This is a genomic window from Streptomyces sp. ActVer (assembly GCF_027270795.1).
Taxonomy (GTDB): domain Bacteria; phylum Actinomycetota; class Actinomycetes; order Streptomycetales; family Streptomycetaceae; genus Streptomyces; species Streptomyces umbrinus_A.
In genome coordinates, this window is record NZ_JAPWHT010000418.1 from 1 (window position 1) to 9,083 (window position 9,083).

8 protein-coding genes and 2 pseudogenes are annotated in these 9,083 nt (G+C 70.2%); 4 read left to right on the forward strand and 6 right to left on the reverse strand.

Annotated elements, in window-relative coordinates; genetic code table 11:
* Together O3Q52_RS42210 and O3Q52_RS42215 are read right to left on the reverse strand one after the other, a co-directional pair.
* Window positions 1–633: pseudogene (locus O3Q52_RS42210) on the reverse strand (hypothetical protein); the annotation flags it as partial.
* A 161-nt stretch (window positions 634–794) separates the two neighbouring features.
* Window positions 795–1,046: a helix-turn-helix domain-containing protein gene (locus tag O3Q52_RS42215; RefSeq protein ID WP_143641016.1), complete on the reverse strand. Its 252-nt coding sequence runs from the start codon at window positions 1,044–1,046 to the stop codon at window positions 795–797.
* An 83-nt stretch (window positions 1,047–1,129) separates the two neighbouring features.
* On the opposite strand from O3Q52_RS42215, the gene map reads away from it, so the two are divergent.
* Window positions 1,130–1,897 (forward strand): type I methionyl aminopeptidase, encoded by a 768-nt coding sequence (gene map, locus O3Q52_RS42220; protein ID WP_269653844.1) that lies wholly within the window; start codon window positions 1,130–1,132, stop codon window positions 1,895–1,897.
* A gap of 33 nt (window positions 1,898–1,930) precedes the next feature.
* On the opposite strand, the gene ggt is transcribed toward map, so the two are convergent.
* A complete protein-coding gene (gene ggt, locus O3Q52_RS42225; protein ID WP_269653845.1) occupies window positions 1,931–3,739 on the reverse strand; it encodes a gamma-glutamyltransferase in 1,809 nt (602 codons plus the stop codon).
* A gap of 103 nt (window positions 3,740–3,842) precedes the next feature.
* Here ggt and O3Q52_RS42230 point away from each other — a divergent pair, with 103 nt between their 5' ends.
* Complete coding sequence (locus tag O3Q52_RS42230) at window positions 3,843–4,592, forward strand: hypothetical protein (protein WP_269653846.1); 750 nt, start codon at window positions 3,843–3,845, stop codon at window positions 4,590–4,592.
* Window positions 4,593–4,709: 117 nt separating this feature from the next.
* The gene (locus O3Q52_RS42235; protein ID WP_269653847.1) at window positions 4,710–6,278 is read left to right on the forward strand and encodes a CocE/NonD family hydrolase; all 1,569 of its coding nucleotides are present in this window, start codon (window positions 4,710–4,712) and stop codon (window positions 6,276–6,278) included.
* Window positions 6,279–6,313: 35 nt separating this feature from the next.
* Here O3Q52_RS42235 and O3Q52_RS42240 read toward each other — a convergent pair whose 3' ends face one another.
* From O3Q52_RS42240 to O3Q52_RS42250, 3 genes are all read right to left on the reverse strand, one after another.
* On the reverse strand, window positions 6,314–6,535 hold the full coding sequence (locus tag O3Q52_RS42240) for a hypothetical protein (RefSeq protein WP_269653848.1): 222 nt from the start codon (window positions 6,533–6,535) through the stop codon (window positions 6,314–6,316).
* Between the two features lie 16 nt (window positions 6,536–6,551).
* Window positions 6,552–7,295, reverse strand: a complete 744-nt coding sequence (locus O3Q52_RS42245; RefSeq protein ID WP_269653849.1) for an amino acid ABC transporter ATP-binding protein — start codon at window positions 7,293–7,295, stop codon at window positions 6,552–6,554.
* Between the two features lie 127 nt (window positions 7,296–7,422).
* Entirely contained in the window at window positions 7,423–7,863 is a 441-nt protein-coding gene (locus tag O3Q52_RS42250) for a DUF6278 family protein (protein ID WP_269653850.1), read from the reverse strand.
* Window positions 7,864–8,072: 209 nt separating this feature from the next.
* Here O3Q52_RS42250 and O3Q52_RS42255 point away from each other — a divergent pair.
* A pseudogene (locus O3Q52_RS42255) lies at window positions 8,073–9,083 on the forward strand (hypothetical protein); the annotation flags it as partial.

The window sequence follows — 9,083 nt, forward strand, 5'->3', positions numbered from 1 at the left end:
CCCCGTGGACGGCCCGACGCTCCCGCCGGCGCTCCGGTCGGACCGGGGCCCCTCGTCCCAGAAGACGTCGGTGCCGATCTCGCCGGGCGGGATGGTCAGCGCTCCCTGCGCCCGGCCGCCGACCGCGCGCCGGTCCAACTCATCCATGCGGGACCGGAGTTCGGCACAGCGGGCGGTCGCACGGTCGTGGTCGTCGCGGGCCCAGGCCAGGTCGATGCGGTAGGACTCGGCCTCTTCCGGGCCGGTGGCCGTACGCAGTGAGCGGCCGAGTTCCGAGAGCCGTTCGGCGGCGTAGCGCTGTTCGCGGAGCATGACGTCGAGGCGGTCGCCGAGGGCGTCGCGGCCACCGGGCCGCCCGTCGTACGCGGCGAGGGACGCGCCGTGCAGCGCCCGCGCCCGGTCGGACTCCTGGGCGGCGGCACGGTCGCCGAACTCCGCGGCGACATCCTGGAGGAGCGCCTGCATGACGTCCCAGGGCGGTACCTCAGTGCCGTCCAGACAGGCCCGCATCCCCTCGGGGTCGCGCTGCCAGAACACGCCGCACCAGCCCCCGCCCTGGTCGAGCCGGGACAGCAGGCCATTGAGATATTGCGCGAACTCCCGCACCTGGCCCGGGAGTTGTTCCACCGCCATTGCCTTCACCCCACGCCAGACTGGAGTACTCCGGTTCGATAGAAAACACCGTTCGTGTTACGGAATGGCTACAACGAGTTTTCGACCCGGACGCAGAGTGCGGTTACTGACCCGGAACGTGACGTGAGGCGCCCCGGACTTGACGGGGTGTCATCCGCGCGTCACGCCGGGGCCAGCGCACAGCTGCCCGCGATCTCGTCCATCGAGAGGCCCAGCACCCGCGCCAGCGCCGCCACCGTGAAGAAGGCGGGGGTCGGCGCGCGGCCGGTCTCGATCTTGCGGAGGGTCTCGGCCGAGATGCCCGCACTCGCGGCGATCTCCACCATGCTGCGGCCTCCGCGGGCCTCACGCAGCAGCTTGCCGAGCCGCTCGCCGCGTTCATGCTCTTCGGGGGTCAGCGGGGTTCGCACCATGCGCCCACCCTAATACCGGCGACCGTTATTTGAATAGGAGGGCGGAGGCCGGCGCCCACGCCCCGACCGGTATAGTAATTGGCATGGTGGAACTGAAGACGGACACGTCTGTCGACGCGATGTACGAAGCGGGCCAGGTCGTGGCCCGGGCCCTCACGGCGGTGCAGGAGGCCGCCGGAGTGGGCGTCTCGCTCCTGGAGCTGGACGAGGTCGCGCACCAGGTCCTGCGGGACGCGGGCGCGGGCTCCCCCTTCCTCGGCTACCGGCCCTCCTTCGCTCCCGTGCCCTTCCCGGCCGTCATCTGCGCCTCCGTGAACGACGCGATCGTGCACGGCATCCCGACCGGCTACCGGCTGCGCGACGGCGACCTGGTCTCGATCGACTTCGGCGCCGAGCTCGGCGGCTGGGTGGGCGACTCGGCGATCAGCTTCGTGGTCGGCACACCCCGCCCCGCCGACCTGCACCTCGTCGAGACCGCCGAGCGGGCCCTCGCCGCGGGCATCGAGGCGGCCGTCGTCGGCAACCGCATCGGCGACATCGCGCACGCGATCGGCACGGTGTGCCGCGAGGCGGGGTACGGCATCCCGGACGGCTTCGGCGGCCACGGGATAGGCCGCCGTATGCACGAGGACCCGCCCGTGCCGAACGAGGGGCGGCCCGGCCGCGGCCTGCCCCTCCGGCACGGCATGGCCCTCGCCATCGAGCCCATGCTCATCGCCGGCGGCACCGACGAGTACCACGCCGCCGCCGACGGCTGGACCCTCCGCACGAACGACGGCACCCGAGCGGCCCACGCGGAACACACGGTGGCCATCACGGACGCGGGGCCGCGCATCCTCACGGCCCGCTGACCATCCGCCGGCGCCCTGCCGCCAGCCCGCGGCCTACCGCTCCGGCCGCACCACCATCGCCGAGCCGCCGCCCCGGCGTACGGTCTCGGCCGCCGCCAGCCACTTGCCGTTCGGCAGGCGCTGGACACCGGTCGCCGCGCCGATCTCCGGGTTCTGGCGGAAGCCGTGGCCGAGAGACTCCAACCGGGCCCTCAACGGGCTGTTCCACAGGCCCGGTTCGAGCTCGGTGGTCGTCTGGTTGCGCTGGCTGGCGCGCGGGGCGGCGATCGCGTCGACGAGCGGGAGGCCCCGGTCGACGAACCCGGTCAGCGTCTGCAGGACGGTCGTGACGATGGTCGCGCCGCCGGGCGAGCCCAGCGCCACCACCGGCTTGGCGTGGGCGTCGAGGACGATCGTCGGCGAGATCGACGAGCGCGGGCGCTTGCCAGGACCCGGCAGGTTCGGATCGTGCACGGCCGGGCTCGCCGGCGCGAAGGAGAAGTCCGTCAGCTCGTTGTTGAGGATGAAGCCCCGGTCCGGGACGGTGATCCCGCTGCCGCCGGTCTGCTCGATGGTGAGGGTGTACGCGACGACGTTGCCCCACTTGTCGGCCGCCGTCAGATGGGTCGTGTTCTCGCCCTCGTACGTCGTCGGTGCGGCCGTGCCACCGGCCGCGCACGCCGCGGGGTCGCGCGGATCGCCGGGCGCCAGCGGGCTGGTCAGCACCGCGTCGTCCTTGATGAGGCACTCGCGCGAGTCGGCGTACTTCTGCGAGAGGAGTTCCTTCGTCGGTACGTCCTCGAAGGCGGGGTCGCCCACCCAGCGCCCCCGGTCCGCGAAGGCGATCCGGCTCGCCTCGATGTAGCGGTGCAGGTACTGGACGTCCGTGGCCTTCGAAAGGTCGGTGTTCTCAAGGATGTTGAGGGCCTCACCGACCGTGGTGCCACCGGAGGACGAGGGCGCGATCGAGTAGACGCCCAGTCCGCGGTACGAGGTCTTCGTGGGCGCCTGCCGCTTCGCCTCGTACTTCGCCAGATCCTTCAGGGACAGTTCGCCGGGGCGCGCGTTGTAGCCCGAAGCCGGGTCCACCGGCGGCTTGTTCACCGTGTCGACGATGTCCTTGGCCAGCTTGCCGCGATAGAGCGCGCTCACGCCCTTGCGGCCCAACTCCTCGTACGTACGGGCCAGATCGGGGTTCTTGAACGTCGAGCCGACCACCGGCAGCGAGCCGCCCGGCAGGAACAGCTCGGTCGTGTCGGGGAAGTTCCGGAACCGCGCCTCGTTGGACTCGGTCTGCGAGCGGAACGTGGCGTCGACGGTGAACCCGTCGCGCGCGAGCCGCTCCGCGGGCTTCAGCAGCGATCCGAGACCCTTGCTGCCCCAGCTGTCCAGCGCCCTCTGCCAGGTGGCGGGCGTCCCGGGCGTGCCCACGCCCAGACCGCTGGTCACGGCGTCGGCGAACGGGATCGGCCGGCCGTTCTCCAGGAAGAGCCCCGAGTCGGCCGTCAGGGGCGCCGTCTCACGTCCGTCGATCGTCCGCACCGTACGGGACTTGGCGTCGTAGTAGACGAAGTAACCGCCGCCGCCGATGCCCGACGAGTACGGCTCGGTGACGCCGAGCGCGGCCGCCGTGGCGACGGCCGCGTCCACCGCGTTGCCGCCCTTGCGGAGGATCTCGATCCCGGCGGCCGAGGCGTCCGCGTCCACGCTCGCGACGGCCCCGCCGTACCCGACGGCGACCGGCACCTTCTCGGCCGGACCTGAGCCCCCGGAAGGTCCTGAGGAGGGCGGTGCCGCCCCCACCGACATCATCGCGGCCGAAACCGCCACCACAGCCAGACTCCGCGCGCCCGAGCGCCCCATCCGTACCTCCAGTTAACGACCGTCTGCGCAGCGTAACTCCTGGGCATGGCCGCGTCAGGTCCCTCTCGAACACCGGTGCAGGTGCCCGCTAGCATGCGCGCCCATGAATGACGACGTGCGCAACATCGTCCTCGGCGTGGTCGCCGCCGGCCTCAGCGCCGCACTGGGCTGGCTCGCCCGTACGTACCTGTGGAAGCGCAAGCTGCGCCGCAAGCAGGCCTTCTTCGGCCTGCCCGACAACTCCGAGTCGCTGCTGGTGGTCAATCGCGAGGCCGGCGGCGCGGAACTCTCGGTGATGCGCCATGACGTCTTCGCGCTGCTCGAACTCTCCGCCCTGATCAAGGACTGCGGCGCCCACGCCCAGGTCATCGCGCACGACGCGGCACAGCAGGGCTTCGGGGAGCGCACGGAGTTCTGCGTGGGCGGGCCGTCGTCGAACCGGCGCATGGCCGCGCATCTCCATTCACTGCTGCCGGGCATCCGCGTCAACGTCGACCCCGAACCGGGCCCGGACCGCGGCGCGTTCCAGATAGGCAGCGAGCGCTACCGGCTGGAGCCCGGCAAGGGCGAGTACGTGATCCTCGCCCGGCTCACGGCGGGCAACACGGCACGGCCCGTCTTCCTCTTCTGCGGCCAGCGCGCGATCACCAACCAGGCCGCGACCCGCTATGTGGCGCGCAACCACGAACGGCTGGCCCGCAAGCACGGCAACAACTCCTTCGTGATCCTCCTGAAGGTCGTGAACTCCCAGGCGTACGGGCCGGATGTCGTCGAGCTCGTCGCGGACGTCACTCGCGCCTCACAGACCCCACTGCCTGCGACTCCCGCACGGAGCACCCACCGCGCCTCCTAGGTTCCAGCACATTTCAACAATCGTTACTCGTGCGTAACTTACCCACGGGTTACTTGCGGTAAGGCAACGAGGTTACCGTCGGGTCACTTTGGCACTTACACGTGTGAGGAGTGACCTGTGGGACATCCGCGCAAGGCTCTGCGTACCACCGCCGTAGGTGTCGTCTCGGCGACCCTGATCGCCGGCACGGCTCTCGGGCTCGCCCCGGCCGCACAGGCGGCGCCCGCCGCCGTCCGGTTCGTCGACATCACCGGGGACGGCGGCACCGTCCTCAAGGCCAATGTCGTCATGCCCGCGAACGCCGACGCCACCCGCGCCTACCCGCTCATCGTGCTGCCCACGAGCTGGGGCCTGCCCCAGGTCGAGTATCTCGCCCAGGCCCAGAAACTCGCCGACTCCGGCTATGTCGTGGTCAGTTACAACGTCCGCGGCTTCTGGCAGTCGGGCGGAGAGATAGAAGTAGCAGGTCCACCGGACATAGCCGACGCGTCGAAGGTCATCGACTGGGCCCTCGCCAACACCCCGTCCGACGCCCTGAACATCGGCATGGCGGGCGTCTCGTACGGCGCCGGCATCAGCCTGCTCGCCGCCGCGCACGACAAGCGCGTCAAGGCTGTCGCGTCCCTCAGCGGCTGGGCCGACCTCATCGACTCGATCTACTCGGGCCGCACCCAGCACTCCCAGGCCGCCGCCCTGCTCAACGGCGCGGGCCAGATCACCGGCCGCCCCAGCGCCGAACTCCAGCAGATCTTCAAGGACTTCTTCGCGTCCAACCTCGACAAGGAGCAGGAGCTGATCGCCTGGGGGAAGAAACGTTCCCCCTCGACCTACGTCGACCAGCTCAACAAGAACGGCGCGGCGATCCTGCTCGCCAACGGCTGGGGCGACACGATCTTCCCGCCCAACCAATACGCCAAGTTCTACGAGAAGTTGACCGGCCCGAAGCGGCTGGAGTACCGGCCGGGCGACCACGCCACCGCCGAGGTGACCGGCCTGTTCGGGCTCCCGAACGACGTGTGGACGGACACGAGCCGCTGGTTCGACCACTACCTCAAGGGCGTGGACAACGGCATCGACCGTGAGCAGCCGGTCCGGCTCAAGTCCCGTTCCACGGGCGGCTACGAGGGCTACCCGGACTGGAAGTCGGTCGGTGAGACGCGCAAGAAGATCGCCCTCACGGGGTCCACCACGATCCGCGCGAACGTCAACTCGGGCGCGGACGGCGGGATCATCTTCCTCTCCAGCATCCTCGACCAGCTCGCCCAGCTGCCGCCGGTGGCGTCGATCCCGCTGCTGCCCCGTCGGTACGCCGCGGTCTGGCAGTCGGAGAGGTACGCGAGCGCCCAACGGGTGCGCGGCACCACGAAATTGCACACAACTCTCACGAGTACCAAGGAGAGCGGCACCCTCGTCGCGTACCTCTACGACGTGGGCCCGCTCGGCCTCGGCAAGCTGGTCAGCAACGCGCCGTACACCTTCCACGGGCAGACGCCCGGCAAGCCGTTCGGCGTCGACCTGGAGTTGTTCTCCACGGCCTACGACGTCCCGGCAGGGCATCGACTCGCCCTGGTGGTCGACACGGTCGACCCGCTCTACATCGAGCACAACCCGACCGGCGCGCAGCTGACCTTCTCCTCGCCCGCGGCCGACCAGTCGTACGTGTCGGTACCGCTGCGCGAGCAGTGATCTCCGGCTGCTGCCGGGCGGGCCATTGCCCCTCGCTACCGCGTGCCCGGCAGCAGCGTCCCTGGTTCGGCCGGGGTGGTGTCCACGGCCTCTGTCCCCATCACCACGGCAGTGAACGGCATATCGTAGTCGAGGTTCGGCCCGGTCGGCCCGTCGGCCCGGAGGGACTTCGCACCGGATCCGGGCACCGGAATCAACTCCGTTCCCTGGACGTGGAGTTGGGACGGGAACGAGTGCGGCGGCGGAAATGTGATCATGATCTCGCTCCCCCGCTCAGTGCTTGAGGATCTTCGAGAGGAAGTCCTTGGCGCGGTCGCTGCGCGGGTTGGTGAAGAACTCCTCGGGGGTGCGGTCCTCGACGATGCGGCCGTCGGACATGAAGACGACGCGGTTCGCGGCCGAACGGGCGAAGCCCATCTCGTGGGTGACGACCACCATGGTCATGCCCTCGCGCGCGAGTTGCTGCATGACCTCCAGGACCTCGTTGATCATCTCCGGGTCGAGTGCCGAGGTCGGCTCGTCGAAGAGGAGCGCCTTGGGGTCCATGGCGAGGGCGCGGGCGATGGCCACGCGCTGCTGCTGGCCGCCGGAGAGCTGGGCGGGGTACTTGGGCGCCTGCGAGACGAGGCCCACGCGGTCGAGGAGTTCGAGCGAGCGTTTGTCGGCCTCGGCCTTCTTGCGGCCGCGGACCTTGATCTGACCGAGCGAGACGTTCTGCAGGACCGTCTTGTGCGCGAAGAGGTTGAACGCCTGGAAGACCATCCCGACCTCGGCGCGGAGCGTGGCGAGGTCCTTGCCCTCCTCCGGCAGCAGCTTCCCGTCGAGCCTGATCTCCCCGGAACGGATCGTCTCCAGCCTGTTGATGGCCCTGCACAGAGTCGACTTCCCCGACCCCGAAGGGCCGATGACCACGACCACCTCCCCCTTGCCGACGGTGAGGTTGATGTCCTGTAGGACATGCAGCTCCCCGAAGTACTTGTTGACGTCACGCAGCTCGATCAACGGATCGACGGCCATCCTCAGCCCTACCCACTCTCAGCTGTGTCGCGATTCCCGCAAGCTATCCACACAAGAGTGGAGTTAGTACCCGACACGCACTTTTCGGGCATTAGCCGTATTTAAGGCGGCGGCCAGGGCCAGAGCCTTACGCTTCCGCGACCTCGGCGTACAGCTGCGAGAGTTCGGGGGCACCGCTGGCCGCCCACTCGTGCCCGATGGAGACCACGTCGAACTCACGGCCGGAGGCCAGTCGTACGACCGGCTGACCGCCCGGCCAGATCTCCCAGACGGCACCGGGGACCGTACGCACGATGACCGTGCCGAGATAGAGGCCGGCGTCGTTGCCCAGCCAGGGCAGGCTCTCCTCGTCGTCGCGCCAGCGCGGCACGAGTTGGTCCAGCGCCTCCAACGAGGCCGCGGAGTCGTCGAGTTCGACCCCTGCCTGATGTGCCTGGGAGCGCAGCAGTTCGCACTCGGAGAGCAGTTCGGCCACCCCCTCGCGGTCGCTCTCACTGTCGGAGAAGACCGCGACTCCTCCGGCAGGGCCCCGCTTCTTGCGCCAGTTGCCCAGGAAAGGGATGTTCATACACCCAGCCTGTCATCCCTATCGCCCGGCGCACCACAGGGCACGCGGAACGCCTGTTCCCAGGGAGTTCGCGCCGAGTTCGCGCCCGGATCATTGACGAGTCCCTGCCGCCTCTTTAGCTTCACGGTGCACCTGTCACCTCGTCCGTGAACCGTGCCCGAACGGTTCGTGAGCCGTTGGTCCGTGAGTCGTAAGTGGGAGGAGTCGGTGTGCGCCGACGTGTCTGGGGTACGGCCGTCGTTCTCGCTCTGCTCTCGGCGGCGGTGACGGTTCCCGCGACAGCCGCCACGGCAGAGTCGCCCGCGGTGTCCGAGGCGCCCGCGTTGCCCTCAGCGCCCGCCAAGAAGCGGCCGCTGCCGCTGGAGCGGCACTTCGACAACACCGCCGTCAGCGACGACGCGCGGCCAGGCGAGGCGGACTTCGACGGCTCGGGCCGCTCCCTGTCGGCGCAGGACCTGACCGCCGCGGGCTGGACGCCCGGGCGCTCGTTGACGGTCCAGGGCGCCCGGCTGACCTGGCCCCGCCGGGCCGCGGGCGAGCCCGACAACGTACGCGCCAACGGCCAGTCCGTACGGGTCGGCGGTCGTGGTGACGCGCTCGCCTTCCTGGTGGCGGGCACGGGCGGCGACCGCGGAGACGCAGGGGCGCGTCGGTGCCGGGACCACGAGCGCGCGGAGGCCCGAAGGGTTGAGGACGGTCGTGGTCCCGGCACCGACTGGAGCGCCCCGGAGGCGGAGCAATGTGCCGCCGCGAGCGGCACGGGGGTGGTGCGGTACACGAACGGCTCGCGCTCCTCGTACCGGCTGACCGCGTCCGACTGGCGCGGCGGCCCGCTCGCCACCAAGGCCGTGGCCCTGCCGCACATCGACACGCCCGGCGGCCAACTCGCCGAGAAGGCACGGCTGTACGTCGTGACCGTGCCGCTCGTCCAGGGGCGCGAGGTGGCCTCGGTGGAGCTGCCGCGCAACCCCGACCTTCATGTGTTCGCGCTCTCGGTGCGCGCCGACTCCCGTGGCTGGACCGGCAGTTGGGCCGCGTCGGCCTCCGGCTACACGGCGGTCGGGCCGTGGACGGACCGGACGCTGCGGCTCGTGGTGCACACCTCGGCGGGCGGGCCGCGGGTGCGGATCCGGCTCGACAACACCTTCCCTACTCGCCGTTCGGCGAGGTCCTGCGCACGGTCTCCGGATCCCAGCCCCACCGGGTTTGGACGACGAACT